Below are 283 nucleotides of genomic sequence, written 5' to 3' on the forward strand. Positions count from 1 at the left end.
GGTCTTCGCAGCCGTCGTCTGGATGGTGCCGCCATTCGTCCCAAGCGTCACCGCACGACTGTTGTCAAAGCTGTCTGTGAGCAGAAGCGTGCCGCCGTTGAAGCCGAGCGCACCTGTCGTCGCACCAAGATTGCGGTCTGCACTCACCGACACAACACCGCCATCAATCTGCGTGCCGCCCGTATAGTCGCTGGCCGTGCCCGCAAGAACAAGCGTGCCGTCGCCGGTCTTCGTTAGTTTGCCCGTGCCCGTCACCGTGCCGGAGAAGGTGTTGGTCTTCGCA

1 protein-coding gene is annotated in these 283 nt (G+C 62.5%); it reads right to left on the minus strand.

All coding sequences use genetic code 11. The features are described from left to right. On the minus strand, positions 1-283 hold a 283-nt coding region (locus ABE527_RS21685; RefSeq protein WP_499698268.1), incomplete at both ends, for an autotransporter-associated beta strand repeat-containing protein.

This window comes from Brucella sp. TWI432 (genome assembly GCF_039674445.1).
In the GTDB taxonomy this organism is placed as follows: Bacteria; Pseudomonadota; Alphaproteobacteria; order Rhizobiales; family Rhizobiaceae; genus Brucella; species Brucella chromiisoli.